This is a genomic window from Enterobacter sp. 725m/11 (genome assembly GCF_011683705.1).
GTDB classification, from domain to species: domain Bacteria; phylum Pseudomonadota; class Gammaproteobacteria; order Enterobacterales; family Enterobacteriaceae; genus Enterobacter; species Enterobacter bugandensis.
This window is the reverse complement of record NZ_JAAQOK010000031.1, coordinates 17,420-33,130: the sequence shown is the minus strand read 5'-3', so window position 1 is coordinate 33,130 and position 15,711 is coordinate 17,420. Positions and strand designations below refer to the sequence as shown.

Annotated in this window: 14 protein-coding genes; 9 read left to right on the top strand and 5 right to left on the bottom strand. The window is 56.9% G+C overall.

Going from position 1 to position 15,711, the window contains the following annotated elements; translation table 11 throughout:
- Nucleotides 1-6: 6 nt before the first annotated feature.
- The 3 genes from ruvC to ruvB all read left to right on the top strand — a co-directional run bounded on the left by ruvC (nucleotide 7) and on the right by ruvB (nucleotide 2,242).
- On the top strand, nucleotides 7-528 hold the full coding sequence (ruvC, locus tag HBA26_RS14595) for a crossover junction endodeoxyribonuclease RuvC (protein ID WP_003859749.1): 522 nt from the start codon (nucleotides 7-9) through the stop codon (nucleotides 526-528).
- Between the two features lie 80 nt (nucleotides 529-608).
- Entirely contained in the window at nucleotides 609-1,223 is a 615-nt protein-coding gene (ruvA, locus tag HBA26_RS14590) for a Holliday junction branch migration protein RuvA (RefSeq protein WP_028013624.1), read from the top strand.
- An 8-nt stretch (nucleotides 1,224-1,231) separates the two neighbouring features.
- Nucleotides 1,232-2,242 (top strand): Holliday junction branch migration DNA helicase RuvB, encoded by a 1,011-nt coding sequence (ruvB, locus tag HBA26_RS14585; protein WP_028013623.1) that lies wholly within the window; start codon nucleotides 1,232-1,234, stop codon nucleotides 2,240-2,242.
- Between the two features lie 52 nt (nucleotides 2,243-2,294).
- Here the strand turns inward: ruvB and znuB are convergent, their stop codons facing one another.
- Complete coding sequence (gene znuB, locus HBA26_RS14580; protein WP_028013622.1) at nucleotides 2,295-3,080, bottom strand: zinc ABC transporter permease subunit ZnuB; 786 nt, start codon at nucleotides 3,078-3,080, stop codon at nucleotides 2,295-2,297.
- On the bottom strand, nucleotides 3,077-3,832 hold the full coding sequence (gene znuC, locus HBA26_RS14575; RefSeq protein ID WP_028013621.1) for a zinc ABC transporter ATP-binding protein ZnuC: 756 nt from the start codon (nucleotides 3,830-3,832) through the stop codon (nucleotides 3,077-3,079). Before znuC ends, znuB begins: the two co-directional genes overlap by 4 nt.
- 77 nt (nucleotides 3,833-3,909) lie before the next feature.
- Between znuC and znuA the strand changes: the two genes are divergently transcribed.
- From znuA to lpxM, 3 genes are all read left to right on the top strand, one after another.
- A complete protein-coding gene (gene znuA, locus HBA26_RS14570) occupies nucleotides 3,910-4,854 on the top strand; it encodes a zinc ABC transporter substrate-binding protein ZnuA (RefSeq protein ID WP_126345760.1) in 945 nt (314 codons plus the stop codon).
- A 15-nt stretch (nucleotides 4,855-4,869) separates the two neighbouring features.
- Nucleotides 4,870-6,189, top strand: coding sequence for a murein DD-endopeptidase MepM (gene mepM / locus HBA26_RS14565; RefSeq protein WP_028013619.1), 1,320 nt, complete (start codon nucleotides 4,870-4,872; stop codon nucleotides 6,187-6,189).
- 120 nt (nucleotides 6,190-6,309) lie between these two features.
- On the top strand, nucleotides 6,310-7,281 hold the full coding sequence (gene lpxM, locus HBA26_RS14560) for a lauroyl-Kdo(2)-lipid IV(A) myristoyltransferase (protein WP_126345759.1): 972 nt from the start codon (nucleotides 6,310-6,312) through the stop codon (nucleotides 7,279-7,281).
- 48 nt (nucleotides 7,282-7,329) lie between these two features.
- Here the strand turns inward: lpxM and pyk are convergent, their stop codons facing one another.
- Both pyk and HBA26_RS14550 read right to left on the bottom strand, forming a co-directional pair.
- The gene (gene pyk, locus HBA26_RS14555; protein WP_028013616.1) at nucleotides 7,330-8,772 is read right to left on the bottom strand and encodes a pyruvate kinase; all 1,443 of its coding nucleotides are present in this window, start codon (nucleotides 8,770-8,772) and stop codon (nucleotides 7,330-7,332) included.
- A gap of 139 nt (nucleotides 8,773-8,911) precedes the next feature.
- Nucleotides 8,912-9,781, bottom strand: coding sequence for a MurR/RpiR family transcriptional regulator (locus HBA26_RS14550; RefSeq protein WP_028013615.1), 870 nt, complete (start codon nucleotides 9,779-9,781; stop codon nucleotides 8,912-8,914).
- Between the two features lie 358 nt (nucleotides 9,782-10,139).
- Between HBA26_RS14550 and zwf the strand changes: the two genes are divergently transcribed.
- The 3 genes from zwf to kdgA all read left to right on the top strand — a co-directional run bounded on the left by zwf (nucleotide 10,140) and on the right by kdgA (nucleotide 14,342).
- Nucleotides 10,140-11,615 carry a glucose-6-phosphate dehydrogenase gene (gene zwf / locus HBA26_RS14545; RefSeq protein ID WP_028013613.1) on the top strand — a complete coding sequence of 492 codons (1,476 nt, stop codon included), beginning with the start codon at nucleotides 10,140-10,142 and terminating at the stop codon, nucleotides 11,613-11,615.
- Nucleotides 11,616-11,849: 234 nt separating this feature from the next.
- Nucleotides 11,850-13,661 (top strand): phosphogluconate dehydratase, encoded by a 1,812-nt coding sequence (edd, locus tag HBA26_RS14540; RefSeq protein WP_126345758.1) that lies wholly within the window; start codon nucleotides 11,850-11,852, stop codon nucleotides 13,659-13,661.
- A 39-nt stretch (nucleotides 13,662-13,700) separates the two neighbouring features.
- The gene (gene kdgA / locus HBA26_RS14535) at nucleotides 13,701-14,342 is read left to right on the top strand and encodes a bifunctional 4-hydroxy-2-oxoglutarate aldolase/2-dehydro-3-deoxy-phosphogluconate aldolase (protein ID WP_014884307.1); all 642 of its coding nucleotides are present in this window, start codon (nucleotides 13,701-13,703) and stop codon (nucleotides 14,340-14,342) included.
- A gap of 42 nt (nucleotides 14,343-14,384) precedes the next feature.
- Here kdgA and purT read toward each other — a convergent pair whose 3' ends face one another.
- The gene (purT, locus tag HBA26_RS14530) at nucleotides 14,385-15,563 is read right to left on the bottom strand and encodes a formate-dependent phosphoribosylglycinamide formyltransferase (protein WP_126345757.1); all 1,179 of its coding nucleotides are present in this window, start codon (nucleotides 15,561-15,563) and stop codon (nucleotides 14,385-14,387) included.
- Nucleotides 15,564-15,711 lie beyond the last annotated feature (148 nt).

Sequence of the window (15,711 nt, the reverse complement as noted above, 5' to 3'; positions counted from 1 at the left end):
CGCGTGATGTCGATTATCCTCGGGATTGACCCCGGCTCACGCGTCACCGGGTATGGCGTTATCCGTCAGGTTGGACGCCAGCTAACCTACCTCGGCAGTGGATGCATTCGCACCAAAGTGGACGATCTCCCGTCGCGCCTCAAGCTTATTTATGCGGGCGTATCGGAGATCATCACCCAGTTTCAGCCAGACTATTTCGCCATTGAGCAGGTCTTTATGGCGAAGAACGCGGATTCGGCGCTGAAGCTCGGTCAGGCGCGTGGGGTGGCGATTGTTGCCGCTGTGAACCAGGATCTGCCGGTGTTCGAATACGCCGCGCGTCAGGTTAAGCAGACGGTGGTGGGCATCGGTAGCGCGGAGAAGAGCCAGGTGCAGCACATGGTGCGCACCCTGCTGAAGCTTCCCGCGAACCCGCAGGCCGACGCCGCCGATGCGCTGGCGATTGCAATTACCCACTGCCACGTCAGCCAGAACGCGATGCAAATGAGCGAGTCGCGGCTCAATCTGGCGCGAGGCAGGTTACGATAATCAGAAATCAGGCTGGATAAACATCCAGCCTTTTTTTATTATGTCGGCAGTTAATTTCTCCCAGAACGCAGGAGCGTCACGTGATAGGCAGACTCAGAGGCATCATCATTGAAAAACAACCCCCGTTAGTGCTGCTGGAAGTGGGTGGCGTGGGCTATGAAGTCCATATGCCGATGACCTGCTTCTACGAGCTGCCGGACGCGGGCAAAGAGGCGATTGTCTTTACCCAGTTTGTGGTGCGTGAAGATGCCCAGCTGCTGTACGGCTTTAACAACAAGCAGGAACGCACCCTGTTTCGCGAGCTGATTAAAACCAACGGTGTGGGGCCTAAGCTGGCGCTGGCGATTTTGTCCGGCATGTCCGCTCCGCAGTTTGTGAATGCCGTTGAGCGTGAAGATCCCGCGGCGCTGGTTAAGCTTCCGGGCATTGGTAAGAAAACCGCAGAGCGTCTGATTGTTGAGATGAAAGACCGCTTTAAAGGTCTGCACGGCGATCTGTTCACTCCGGCTGCCGATTTGGTTCTGACTGCTCCGGGTGCGCCTGCCTCTGATGATGACGCCGAGCAGGAAGCGGTTGCCGCGCTGGTGGCGCTGGGCTATAAACCTCAGGAGGCCAGCCGGATGGTGAGTAAAATTGCCAAACCGGACGCCAGCAGTGAAACTCTGATTCGTGAAGCGCTGCGCGCTGCATTGTGAGGTAAAGGATGATTGAAGCAGACCGCCTGGTATCGGCAGGCACCCTTCAGGCAGAAGACGTGGTGGATCGTGCGATCCGTCCGAAGCTGCTTGATGAGTACATCGGCCAGCCGCAGGTACGTTCCCAGATGGAGATTTTCATCCAGGCGGCAAAGCTGCGCGGCGATGCGCTCGATCACCTGCTGATTTTTGGCCCGCCGGGATTAGGGAAAACTACCCTGGCGAATATCGTCGCCAATGAAATGGGCGTCAACCTGCGTACCACCTCCGGCCCGGTGCTGGAGAAAGCGGGCGATCTGGCGGCGATGCTGACCAACCTTGAACCGCATGATGTGCTGTTTATCGATGAGATCCACCGCCTGTCACCGGTGGTGGAGGAAGTGCTCTATCCGGCGATGGAAGATTACCAGCTGGATATCATGATCGGCGAAGGCCCGGCCGCGCGCTCCATCAAAATCGATCTACCGCCGTTTACCCTGATTGGCGCCACGACGCGCGCCGGGTCGTTGACCTCTCCGCTGCGCGACCGCTTTGGCATCGTTCAGCGTCTGGAATTTTATCAGGTGCCCGATCTTCAGCACATTGTGGGGCGCAGCGCGCGCTACATGGGGCTGGATATGAGCGAAGAGGGGGCATATGAAGTGGCGAAGCGTTCCCGCGGTACGCCGCGTATTGCCAACCGCCTGCTGCGCCGCGTGCGTGACTTTGCTGAAGTGAAGCACGATGGTTCGATTTCCGCCGAGATCGCCGCTCAGGCGCTGGATATGCTGAACGTCGATGCTGAAGGCTTTGACTATATGGACCGCAAACTGCTGCTGGCGGTGCTGGACAAGTTCTTCGGTGGCCCGGTCGGGCTGGATAACCTGGCGGCGGCAATTGGCGAAGAGCGTGAGACGATCGAAGATGTGCTGGAGCCGTATCTGATCCAGCAGGGCTTCTTACAGCGTACCCCACGTGGTCGTATGGCGACGGTGCGGGCGTGGAATCATTTCGGTATTACGCCGCCCGCGATGCCGTAAGTAGCGATAAATTGTAGCCCCGGTAAGCGAAGCGCCACCGGGGACATGCTCACTACTGCGCGGTCTTTTTCATCATACTGAAAACAAACAACACCGCCGCACTCAAGACCACCGACGGTCCGGCCGGCGTGTCATAAAACGCCGAAAAGGTTAACCCGCCCGTGACGGCGATCATCCCGATAACCACCGCGATACCGGCCATCTGCTCTGGCGTACGTGCAAACCGACGCGCCGTGGCGGCAGGGATGATCAGCAGCGATGTAATAATCAGCGCGCCGACAAACTTCATCGCCACGCCAATCGTTAACGCCGTCACCAGCATCAGCAGCAGCTTCACGCGCTGCAGCTTCACGCCGTCGACAAACGCCAGATCCGGGCTGACGGTCATTGCCAGTAAATTCCGCCACTGCCACAGCAGAATGCCCAGCACCACGACCACGCCGATCGCGATAGCAATGAGATCTTCGGGCGTTACGGCCAGCAGATCGCCGAACAGGTAGGCCATCAGGTCAACGCGGATATTTGACATCAGGCTAACAACGACCAGACCCAGCGACAGCGCGCTGTGCGCCATGATGCCAAGCAGCGTATCAATCGCGAGGTGAGGGCGCTTCTCCAGCCAGACCAGACCGGCTGCCAGCAGCAGCGTGACCACAATTACCGCGTAAAAGGGATTCACATCCAGCAGCAAACCAAAGGCAACGCCCAGCAGTGACGCATGCGCCAGGGTATCACCGAAGTAAGACATTCTGCGCCACACCACAAACGAGCCGAGTGGGCCTGCGGCGCAGGCAAGCATAACCCCGGCCAGCCAGCCGGGCAGTAACAGTTCAATCATGAGTGTCCATTTCCCCGACGCAGAACGATTCGTCCCTGCAAATCATGGCGGTGATTATGATGATGGCGATAAATGCCAAGCTGTTCAGCGCCGCGAGGGCCGAACATGGAGATAAATTCCGGGTGCATTGAGACCACTTCAGGCGTGCCGGAACAGCAAATGTGATGGTTGAGACACAGCACTTCGTCGGTTTTCGCCATCACCAGATGCAGGTCATGGGAGACCATCAGCACGGCGCAGTTCAGTTCGCGGCGCAGCTGGTCGATCAAATCATAAAGCGCGACCTGACCATTGACGTCCACGCCCTGGGTTGGCTCATCCAGCACCAGCAGCTGCGGGCTGCTCAGCAGCGCACGGGCCAGCAAAACGCGCTGCGTCTCACCGCCGGACAGCTTCTGCAACGGCGCGTCGATAAGGTGGCCCGCCTGCACGCGCTTCAGCGCCGGGAGAATATCGGCTTTTCGCGTGCCCGGACGCAGACGCAGAAAACGATTTACCGTCAGCGGCAGGGTGGCGTCCAGATGTAATTTTTGCGGCACATAGCCGATCCGCAATTTTTCCTCGCGCGTGATTACACCTTCATCCGGTGTAACCAGACCCAGCACCACGCGCACCAGAGTGGATTTACCTGCGCCATTGGGGCCGAGCAGCGTCAGAATTTTTCCGGGCTTGAGATCCAGCGATACGTCAGAGAGGACGCGGCGCTGGCCAAAGGAGACCGAAATATTGTCGAGAGAAACCAGAGTCGTCATGTCAATTTAAGCTTGAAGAAGTCAACGAATGTTATAATATCACATTCCACGCATTCACTACGATGATTAGTCGCATTATGTTACATAAAAATACGCTTCTTTTCGCAGCATTATCCGCTGCCCTTTGGGGAACAACCGCACAAGATGTTAACGCCGCCGTTGTTGCTTCGCTTAAACCGCTTGGATTCATCGCGTCGGCCATTGCCGATGGGGTAACGGAAACACAGGTTCTGCTCCCTGACGGGGCCTCAGAGCATGACTATTCTCTGCGCCCGTCTGATGTAAAACGCTTACAAAACGCAGACTTAGTTGTCTGGATTGGTCCGGAGATGGAAGCATTCATGCAGAAAACCGCCAAACAGATTGCTGATGAAAAACAGGTCGCGATTGCCGGGCTTTCCGGCGTGAAACCGTTGCTCATGAAAGGGGCGGATGATGACGGTGACGAACATGACCATCACGCTGAAGAGGGTGAAAAAGGTGATGGAGATCACCATCACGGCGAGTACAACATGCATCTCTGGCTATCCCCAGAGATAGCGCGGCTTTCAGCGGTTGCAATCCATGACAAATTAGTGGAACTTATGCCGCAAAGTCGAGCCAAACTAGACGCCAACCTGAAGGATTTTGAGGCACAATTAGCCGCAACCGATAAGCAGGTAGGTAATGAGCTCGCACCGTTGAAAGGAAAAGGGTATTTCGTTTTTCATGACGCCTACGGCTACTACGAAAAACACTACGGCCTGACCCCGCTTGGGCACTTTACCGTCAACCCTGAAATTCAACCTGGTGCGCAGCGTTTACATGAAATCAGAACACAGTTGGTTGAGCAGAAAGCGACATGCGTTTTTGCTGAGCCACAGTTCAGGCCAGCGGTCGTAGAAGCCGTGGCCAGGGGAACATCCGTGCGCATGGGAACCCTTGACCCGCTAGGTACGAATATCCAGTTGAGCAAAGCGAGCTATTCGCAGTTCCTCAGCCAACTGGCGAACCAGTATGCGAGCTGCCTGAAAGGAGATTAACGAGGAAGTGAATACGTGCAACAGATAGCCCGCTCTGTCGCCCTGGCATTTAACAATCTGCCTCGACCCCACCGCGTTATGCTGGGGTCGCTTACAGTTCTCACCTTAGCGGTCGCCGTCTGGCGGCCCTATGTTTACCACCCGAGTTCTGCCCCTATCATTAAAACCATCGAGCTTGAAAAGAGCGAGATCCGCTCTTTGCTGCCTGAAGCCAGCGAGCCTATCGACCAGGCTGCTCAGGAAGATGAAGCTATCCCTCAGGATGAACTGGACGATAAAACCGAGAACGAAGCGGGGATCCACGAATACGTTGTCTCTACCGGTGACACGCTGAGCAGCGTGCTCAACCAGTACGGTATCGACATGGGCAATATCAGCCAGCTGGCCGCTGCGGATAAAGACCTGCGTAACCTGAAAATCGGGCAACAGCTCTCCTGGACATTAACGGCGGATGGCGATCTTCAGCGTTTGACCTGGGAAATGTCCCGCCGCGAAACCCGCACCTATGACCGCACTGCAAACGGTTTCAAAATGACCAGTGAAATGCAGAAAGGCGACTGGGTTAACAGCGTGATGAAAGGTACCGTGGGCGGAAGCTTTGTTTCCAGCGCCCGTGATGCGGGCCTGACCAGCGGTGAAATCAGCGCGGTGATCAAAGCCATGCAGTGGCAGATGGATTTCCGTAAGCTGAAGAAAGGCGATGAGTTTTCCGTCCTGATGTCCCGCGAAATGCTGGACGGCAAGCGCGAGCAGAGCCAGCTGCTGGGGGTGCGTCTGCGCTCCGAGGGAAAAGATTACTACGCCATTCGCGCTGAAGACGGCAAGTTCTATGACCGTAGCGGTACGGGCCTTGCGAAAGGCTTCCTGCGTTTCCCGACGGCGAAACAGTTCCGCGTCTCCTCTAACTTTAACCCGCGTCGTCTGAACCCGGTTACCGGGCGCGTTGCGCCTCACCGCGGGGTAGACTTCGCGATGCCGCAGGGCACGCCGGTGCTGTCCGTTGGCGATGGCGAAGTGGTGATGGCAAAACGCAGCGGTGCAGCGGGCTATTACGTGGCTATCCGTCACGGTCGTACCTATACCACCCGCTATATGCACCTGCGTAAGCTGCTGGTCAAACCGGGGCAGAAAGTGAAACGCGGTGACCGTATCGCGCTCTCCGGCAACACCGGACGCTCTACTGGCCCGCATCTGCACTATGAAGTGTGGATCAACCAGCAGGCCGTGAACCCACTGACGGCCAAACTGCCGCGCACCGAAGGCCTGACAGGTAAAGATCGTTCCGATTACCTGGCGCAGGCGAGAGAGGTGATACCGCAGCTGAGCTTAAACTAAGCTCTCTGTTTTGTGAAAAAAGCCGGTGTCAGCATGCGCCGGCTTTTTCTTTTGTGCGTGGGCGACTGCCTCGCTACACTATCTGAATAATTTTTTGCGTCACCAGACCCTGGAACCAGCATGGAAACAAAAAAAAATAATATTGAATACATTCCTGAGTTTGAAAAATCCTTTCGACACCCGCGCAACTGGGGCGCCTGGCTGGGGGTTTACACCTTTGCGGGCATCGCTATGCTGCCTGCCACGCTGCGCGATCCCGTACTGGGAAAAATTGGCCGTCTGGCCGGACGCTTAGGTAAAAGCGCGCGTCGTCGTGCGCAGATCAACCTCTATTACTGTTTTCCTGAAAAAAGCGATGCCGAGCGCGAGGCCATCATCGACGCGATGTATACCACCGCACCGCAGGCCATGGCGATGATGGCGGAGCTGGCGCTGAAAGGACCGGAAAATATCATCGACCGCGTTGACTGGAAAGGGCTGGAAATCATCGACGAAATGCGTCGCAATGATGAGAAGGTCATTTTCCTCGTTCCGCACGGCTGGGGCGTGGATATCCCGGCAATGCTGATGGCTTCCCAGGGGCAGAAAATGGCGGCGATGTTCCATAACCAGGGCAATAAAATCTACGATTTTGTCTGGAATACGGTACGTCGTCGTTTTGGCGGACGTTTGCATGCGCGTAACGACGGCATCAAGCCGTTTATTCAGTCGGTACGTCAGGGGTACTGGGGCTACTATCTGCCGGACCAGGACCACGGACCCGAGCACAGCGAGTTTGTCGACTTCTTTGCGACCTATAAAGCCACGCTCCCCGCGATTGGGCGTCTGATGAAGGTCTGCCGTGCCCGCGTGATCCCGCTCTTTCCGGTTTACGACGGTAAAACGCATCGTCTGAGCATTGAAGTCCGTCCGCCGATGGACGACCTGCTGACCGCGGACGATCGCACCATCGCGCGCCGCATGAACGAAGAGGTGGAGCTGCTGGTGGGGCCGCATACCGAACAGTACACGTGGATACTGAAGCTGCTGAAAACGCGGAAGCCGGGAGAGACGGAGCCCTATAAGCGTAAAGAGCTTTACCCGAAGAATTAGAAAACCTTCACCTTGCCCCTCTCCCCTTAGGGGAGAGGGGAGCGGATCTTACTCTACGGTCAGTACGCGCGTGGTATTGGTTGAGCCGATGGTGCTCATCACGTCACCCTGCGTCACGATGACGATATCACCAGACACCAGGTAACCTTTATCGCGCAGCAGGTTTACGGCATCGTGCGCCGCGGCTACGCCGTCATTGGTGCTGTCGAAGTGTACCGGGGTAACACCGCGGTACAGCGCCGTCAGGTTCAGCGTACGCTCGTGGCGTGACATGGCGAAAATCGGCAGGCCGGAGCTGATGCGAGAGGTCATCAGCGCGGTGCGGCCAGATTCGGTCATGGTGATGATCGCCGTAACGCCTTTCAGATGGTTGGCCGCATACATGGCGGACATCGCAATCGCTTCTTCCACATTGTCGAACTGGATATCCAGGCGGTGCTTGGAGACGTTAATGCTTGGGATCTTCTCCGCGCCCAGGCAGACGCGCGCCATTGCGGCCACGGTTTCTGCCGGATACTGGCCCGCCGCAGTTTCCGCTGACAGCATCACTGCATCGGTACCGTCCAGCACGGCGTTAGCGACGTCCATGACTTCCGCACGGGTTGGCATTGGGTTGGTGATCATGGATTCCATCATCTGGGTGGCAGTGATCACCGCGCGGTTCAGCTGACGTGCGCGACGAATCAGCGCTTTCTGGATACCGACCAGTTCAGGGTCGCCGATTTCCACGCCCAGATCGCCACGGGCAACCATCACCACGTCAGAGGCGAGGATCACATCGTCCATCGCATCCTGATCGCACACGGCTTCCGCGCGTTCAACCTTAGCGACGATTTTGGCATCACAGCCTGCGTCACGGGCCAGACGGCGCGCATAGTTCAGATCTTCGCCACAGCGTGGGAAGGAGACTGCCAGGTAGTCAACACCGATCTGGGCCGCCGTTACGATATCCGCTTTGTCTTTGTCGGTCAGGGCTTCCGCAGAGAGGCCGCCGCCCAGTTTGTTGATGCCTTTATTGTTGGAGAGCGGGCCGCCGACGGTGACTTCAGTGAACACTTTCATCCCCTGAACTTCCAGCACCTTCAGCTGGACGCGACCGTCGTCGAGCAGCAGGATATCGCCAGGGACCACATCAGCCGGCAGGCCTTTATAGTCGATCCCGACTTTCTCTTTATCGCCCTCGCCTTTGCCGAGGTTGGCATCCAGCAGGAATTTGTCGCCGATATTGAGGAAAACTTTACCTTCTTTAAAGGTTGATACACGAATTTTTGGACCCTGCAGGTCGCCGAGGATAGCGACGTGGCGGCCCAGCTTAGCGGCGATCTCACGCACTTTATCGGCACGCAATTTATGGTCTTCTGGCGTACCGTGAGAGAAGTTCATACGTACCACGTTGGCGCCAGCGGCGATAATCTTTTCGAGGTTATTATCGCGATCGGTGGCCGGGCCTAAGGTGGTGACGATCTTGGTTCTGCGAAGCCTTCTGGACATGTAATACTCCGTTGACTGAAACAACTTTGGTGTTGCGTGAACATTGAATCGACCTTCATCTACCGCAAGGCAGCAAAGAGGGGGCCGAATGCCGAAAATCGTTACATCTAATTATGGGTTACGTCTTCGTTATCTACTTTCAGGGAACATCGCTCTTTATAAGCAATTCTTTATCAAAACGCGATTCCTTCAGCGCTTCCTTGACTCGCTTCAAGTTATCTCGGAATTTTGCGCCCCGGCGTAAGGTAAATCCGGTCGCCAGCACGTCGATTACCGTGAGTTGCGCCAGACGGGACACCATTGGCATATACATGTCGGTATCCTCAGGCACGTCCAGGGTAATGGCGAGAGTCGCCTCCCGCGCCAATGGCGTGCCGGCGGTGGTGAGGGCGATTACCATGGCATCGTTTTCACGGGCCAGCTGCGCCAGCTCAACCTGGCTTTTGGTGCGGCCAGTGTGCGAAATCAGTACCACGACGTCATCCTCACTGCAATTCATACAGCTCATGCGTTGCAGCACAATGTCATCGGAATAAATAACCGGCACGTTAAAGCGGAAGAATTTATTCATGGCGTCGTGCGCCACGGCGGCTGACGAGCCAAGACCGAAGAATGCAATGCGTTTGGCCTGGGTGAGTAAATCCACCGCGCGGTTTACTGAACTCATATCCAGACTTTGACGAACGTGATCGAGCGTGGCCATGGCTGACTCAAATATTTTTGCCGTATAGGCATCTACGCTGTCGTCTTCATCCACATTACGATTAACATAGGGGGTGCCGTTTGCCAGACTTTGTGCCAGATGCAGTTTAAAATCAGGAAAGCCGCGCGTTTCCAGGCTGCGGCAGAAGCGGTTGACCGTCGGTTCACTGACGCCCGCTTCCTGAGCCAGAGCGGCGATGCTTGAATGAATCGCCTGAGCGGGCGCGGCCAGAATGACTTCAGCCACTTTTCGCTCGGATTTGCTAAGGTGTTCCAGTTGATACTGGATTTTTTCAAGCATGTTCATTGTTAACAAGGCGCTCATGGGGGTGGAAACGATTTCACTCATTGATGAAATCTTGATTCGATTAGCCGATATTACCCCTGTGGCTTCCCTAAAGGGTAACAGTCGACAAGATAATGTTGTTGTTTTTTTTCATTACTTGATCGATGTCGGGTTTTGCTATGACCCTGTTGCGCAAATTATCGACGGCTGTTGCGTCATTACGTCGCCATAATCGGCTGAATGGCGAAAAATCGCCGTATCGCACGAGACGATAAGCGCTAATGGTTTCGGGAATGACGTAAAAGCAGTACAGTGCATTGTAATAAAATTACAACGATACCTGGCAGAAGCACCAGGTGATCCAACTGAGGAGAATGACATGGCGGTAACGCAAACAGCCCAGGCATGTGACCTGGTCATTTTCGGCGCGAAAGGCGATCTTGCACGCCGAAAATTGCTGCCTTCCCTGTATCAACTGGAGAAAGCGGGCCAAATTCATCCGGATACGCGTATCCTGGGGGTTGGGCGCGCCGACTGGGACAAGGACGCTTATACCAAAGTTGTCCGCGAGGCGCTCGAAACTTTCATGAAGGAAAAAATTGATGAAAGTTTGTGGGATACCCTCAGCGGTCGTCTCGATTTCTGCAACCTGGACGTTAATGACGTCAGCGCGTTTTCCCGCCTGGGTGCCATGCTGGATCAGAAAAACCGTGTCACCATTAACTATTTCGCCATGCCGCCAAGCACCTTTGGTGCCATCTGCAAAGGTTTGGGCGAAGCCAAACTGAACGCCAAGCCGGCGCGCGTGGTGATGGAAAAGCCGCTGGGGACGTCGCTGGCTACCTCGCGTGAAATTAACGACCAGGTGGGCGAGTTCTTTGAAGAGTGCCAGGTCTACCGTATCGACCACTATCTCGGTAAAGAGACGGTACTGAACCTGCTGGCGCTGCGTTTCGCTAACTCCCTGTTTGTGAACAACTGGGACAACCGTACCATTGACCATGTGGAAATTACCGTGGCGGAAGAGGTAGGGATTGAAGGTCGCTGGGGTTACTTTGACCAGGCCGGCCAGATGCGCGACATGATCCAGAACCACCTGCTGCAAATTCTGTGCATGATTGCCATGTCTCCACCGTCTGACCTGACGGCTGACAGCATCCGCGATGCCAAAGTGAAAGTGCTGAAGTCGCTGCGCCGCATCGACCGCTCCAACGTGCGCGAGAAAACCGTTCGCGGCCAGTACACCGCCGGGTTTGCGCAAGGTAAAAAAGTGCCAGGCTACCTGGAAGAAGAGGGCGCGAACAAGTCCAGCAATACCGAGACGTTTGTGGCCATCCGCGTGGATATCGACGACTGGCGCTGGGCGGGCGTGCCGTTCTACCTGCGTACCGGTAAGCGTCTGCCGACGAAGTGCTCCGAAGTAGTCGTCTACTTTAAGAACCCGGAACTGAACCTGTTCAAAGAGTCCTGGCAGGAGCTGCCGCAGAACAAGCTGACTATCCGTCTGCAGCCGGACGAAGGGGTGGATATCCAGATCCTCAACAAAGTGCCGGGCCTGGATCATAAGCACAACCTGCAGACCACCAAGCTGGATCTGAGCTACTCCGAAACCTTCAACCAGACGCACCTTGCGGATGCTTACGAGCGTCTGCTGCTGGAAACCATGCGCGGTATCCAGGCGCTGTTCGTGCGTCGCGACGAAGTGGAAGAGGCGTGGAAATGGGTCGATTCCATCACCGAAGCCTGGGCTGCCGATCAGGATGCGCCAAAACCGTATCAGGCGGGTACCTGGGGGCCAGTGGCGTCGGTGGCGATGATCACCCGCGATGGCCGCTCCTGGAACGAGTTTGAGTAGGATATTCCGCTAGCCCGAAAGTGTTATTTTACCGGTAACATGATCTAACACAGCTAGTGGCACAATTTTTATACTTTTAAGCTCCGCGTGGATTCACCCGCGGGGCTTTTTTTATTACACTGCCGGAAGTGATTTTGCCCCTGAGCTCCGGACAGCAAGCGTTTCAGCGTTGTTAACAACCGCCAGCGACTTTGTAAACTCCCGAGCCCGGACAGATAAATTAAAGGAGCTTTTATGAATCCTGTATTGTTACGCGTAACACAACGCATTATCGAGCGCTCGAAAGAGACCCGTTCGGCCTACCTCGCCCGCATTGAACAGGCGAAAAGCAACACCGTTCACCGCTCCCAGCTGGCCTGCGGTAACCTGGCCCACGGCTTCGCCGCCTGCCAGCCCGATGACAAAGCCTCCCTGAAAAGCATGTTGCGTAACAATATCGCTATTATCACGTCCTATAACGATATGCTCTCCGCGCATCAGCCGTATGAGGTCTATCCCAACATCATTCGTAAAGCGCTGCACAGCGTGAACGCGGTCGGGCAGGTGGCTGGGGCCGTCCCGGCCATGTGCGACGGCGTGACGCAGGGGCAGGATGGTATGGAGCTGTCGCTGCTGAGCCGCGAAGTGATTGCGATGTCTGCGGCTGTGGGCCTGTCACACAACATGTTTGATGGCGCGCTGTATCTCGGCGTGTGCGACAAAATCGTCCCGGGACTGGTGATGGCGGCGCTGTCGTTTGGTCATCTGCCTGCGATTTTCGTGCCGTCCGGCCCGATGGCCAGCGGTCTGCCGAATAAAGAAAAAGTGCGTATCCGCCAGCTGTATGCGGAAGGCAAAGCCGATCGTCAGGCGCTGCTGGAAGCCGAAGCCGCGTCCTACCATGCGCCGGGCACCTGTACGTTCTACGGCACGGCCAACACCAACCAGATGGTGGTGGAGTTTATGGGGATGCAGCTTCCGGGCTCGTCCTTCATCCAGCCGGACGCGCCGCTGCGCCAGGCGCTGACCGAGGCCGCGGCCCGTCAGGTGACGCGCCTGACAGGAAACGGCAATGAATGGATGCCGATGGGCAAAATGGTCGACGAAAAAGTGATCGTCAACGGTATCGTCGCCCTGCTGGCGACCGGCGGTTCAACTAACCACACCATGCACCTGGTGGCCATGGCGCGCGCGGCGGGTATCCTGATTAACTGGGATGACTTCTCCGACATCTCCTCCGTGGTACCGCTGATGGCGCGTCTGTACCCGAACGGTCCGGCGGACATCAACCACTTCCAGGCTGCGGGCGGCGTGCCGCTGCTGATGCGCGAGCTGCTGAAAGGCGGTCTGCTGCATGAAGACGTGAACACCGTAGCCGGATTTGGTCTGCAGCGCTACACCCAGGAGCCGTGGCTGAACAACGGCGAGCTGGACTGGCGCGACGGGGCAACCGCGTCTCTTGATCCGCAGGTGATTGCCACTATCGACAAACCGTTCTCCCACCACGGCGGTACCAAAGTGCTGAGCGGCAACCTTGGCCGCGCGGTGATGAAAACCTCTGCCGTGCCGGAAGAGAACCAGGTTATCGAGGCCCCGGCGGTAGTGTTTGAAAGCCAGCACGACGTGTTGCCTGCCTTCGACGCCGGTCTGCTGGATAAAGACTGCGTGGTGGTCGTGCGTCATCAGGGGCCAAAAGCGAACGGCATGCCAGAATTACATAAACTTATGCCACCACTTGGTGTATTATTGGACCGCCGTTTCAAAATTGCGTTAGTGACCGATGGCCGCCTGTCAGGCGCATCCGGCAAAGTGCCTTCCGCCATCCACGTCACGCCTGAAGCCTACGACGGCGGCTTGCTGGCGAAAGTGCGCGACGGCGACATGATCCGCGTGAACGGCCAGACTGGCGAGTTAACCCTGCTGGTGGATGACGCGGAGCTGGCGGCACGTCAGCCTCATATTCCTGACCTGAGCGCATCGCGCGTGGGGACCGGACGCGAAATGTTCAGCGCGCTGCGTGAGAAGCTCTCCGGTGCGGAGCAGGGCGCAACCTGTATTACGTTTTAAGACGACTTGATTTTAACGATCTGGCGAGAGAGAACTCTGATGAAAAACTGGAAAACAAGTGCAGAAGCAATCCTGACCACTGGCCCTGTCGTGCCGGTTATCGTGGTAAACAAGCTGGAGCACGCTGTGCCAATGGCGAAAGCGCTGGTTGCGGGCGGCGTTCGCGTTTTGGAAGTGACCCTGCGTACCGCCTGCGCGATGGATGCCATCCGCGCCATCGCTAAAGAAGTGCCGGACGCCATCATCGGTGCGGGTACCGTTCTCAACGCGCAGCAGCTGGCGGAAGTGACCGAAGCCGGCGCACAGTTTGCCATCAGCCCGGGCCTGACCGAGCCGCTGCTGAAGGCCGCGACCGAAGGCACCATTCCCTTGATCCCGGGCATCAGCACCGTTTCTGAACTGATGCTGGGCATGGACTACGGTCTGAAAGAGTTCAAATTCTTCCCCGCGGAAGCGAACGGCGGCACCAAAGCGCTGCAGGCGATTGCCGGTCCTTTCTCTCAGGTACGCTTCTGCCCGACGGGCGGTATCTCCCCGGCTAACTACCGCGACTACCTGGCGCTGAAAAGCGTGCTGTGCATCGGAGGCTCATGGCTGGTTCCGGCGGATGCGCTGGAAGCGGGTGACTGGGATCGCATCACGAAACTGGCTCGTGAAGCGGTTGAAGGCGCGAAGCAGTAAGCCATATGCAGCATGAAAAACGGGCCTTTCGGCCCGTTTTTTTTATCCTGCTACCTGAACGTTCGCAGCCGCCGCTTTTGCTCTTGCTACGGCCTCGTCAACGTTACCCCCGGTGGCTAACGCCACGCCCAGACGACGCGTACCGTCGATCTCCGGCTTGCCGAACAGACGGACCTGCAGGCCTGCGCCCACCGCGCCTTCGACGTTATCAAACGTCACATTCTGGCTGGTCAACTTCGGAAGGATCACCGCCGACGCCGCCGGGCCGTACTGGCGGATGCCGCCAACCGGCAGGCCGAGGAAGGCTCGCACGTGCAGGGCGAACTCCGAGAGATCCTGCGAAATGAGCGTGACCATACCGGTGTCGTGCGGGCGAGGGGAGACTTCGCTGAAGATCACTTCGTCACCGCAGACGAACAGCTCCACGCCGAACAGGCCATAACCGCCCAAGGCCAGAACGGTTTTACGGGCAATCTCCCGGGCACGCTCCAGCGCCAGGTCGCTCATCTGCTGCGGCTGCCAGGATTCACGATAATCGCCATCTTCCTGGCGGTGGCCAATCGGGTCGCAGAAATGGACGCCGTCCACGGCACTGACGGTGAGCAGAGTGATTTCGAAATCAAACTTCACCACGCCTTCGACGATCACGCGACCGGCACCGGCACGGCCACCCTGTTGCGCATAATCCCACGCGCTGTCCAGCGCGCTGCTGTCGCGAATAAAGCTCTGACCTTTCCCGGAAGAGCTCATCACCGGCTTAATGATGCACGGGTAGCCAATCTCTTCAACGGCCTGCAGGAATGCGGCTTTGTCACCCGCAAAACGGTAGCTAGAGGTAGGCAGCCCTAGCTCCTCCGCCGCCAGGCGGCGAATGCCTTCACGGTTCATGGTCAGCTTTGCCGCTTTGGCGCAGGGCACCACGCGCTGGCCTTCCTGCTCAAGGGCGATCAGCGTATCGGTTGCGATAGCTTCAATTTCCGGCACGACAAAATCCGGTTTCGCCCGTGCAATGAGCGTACGCAGGGCATCACCGTCCAGCATGTTAATCACATAAGAACGATGGGCGACGTGCATGGCGGGCGCGTCGGCGTAGCGGTCTACGGCAATCACCTCCACCCCTAAACGCTGACACTCAATGGCGACTTCTTTACCCAGTTCGCCCGATCCCAACAACATTACGCGCGTCGCCGCAGGTCGCAGCGCGGTTCCTAAACGAGTCATAACATTCCCCCTGAAAAAGATGCGCGCAGTATAAACGAAAACGTTTGCGTCTGTCTTGCGCACGGCAAAAGGGCAGACCAGAAATTTGCGCTTCTTTAGGCTTGATGGACATTTCCTGACGCCTGCTCGCTTACGCTGGAGAACATGT